Raw genomic sequence first — 447 nt, 5'->3', positions numbered from 1 at the left:
AAAGATTGATTAGGAAAAAATAATGAAACGAACCTTAAAAATCATTGTTATCACGGGCGCGATATTATGGGGCGCATTACTGAGCAGCGCCTTGGCACAAGTGGCGCAGTTTATCACCTCGCACGATGACGCCAGAGATCACGTTGTGGCGCGCTACATCGAGTCTCAGCCCTCTCTAGATAAGGGGGCGCTCCATCAAGCGGTCCAAGATTGTGCCGTGCACCCTAACATTAAAATCGAAAAAGAGATCGCTTCAGAGACGCGCCTTTCTCCACTCAAACTCAGCCTATACGAATGCTTACAAAAAAAAGGGCATCGTGAGCTTGCTCACCGCCTTCAACTCAGTGATGAAGCAATGCAAAGTGTCAGTTGGCCATTGTCTTTGTTTTGGTAAAAAATAGAAAAAGGGGTCCCCCCATGTTTTCCACCTCACGCAGTGGCTTATCC

General features: G+C 47.4%; 1 protein-coding gene. It reads left to right on the top strand.

Going from position 1 to position 447, the window contains the following annotated elements:
* The first annotated feature begins 22 nt into the window (after positions 1–22).
* A complete protein-coding gene (locus tag AB4503_RS25655) occupies positions 23–394 on the top strand; it encodes a hypothetical protein (protein ID WP_017096872.1) in 372 nt (123 codons plus the stop codon).
* Positions 395–447: the final 53 nt, after the last annotated feature.

Origin of the sequence: Vibrio sp. 10N.222.55.B11 (assembly GCF_041473705.1) — a bacterium.
In the GTDB taxonomy this organism is placed as follows: Bacteria; Pseudomonadota; Gammaproteobacteria; order Enterobacterales; family Vibrionaceae; genus Vibrio; species Vibrio crassostreae_C.
The sequence above is the reverse complement of the archived record's forward strand: the minus strand, read 5'-3'. Positions and strand labels throughout refer to the sequence as shown.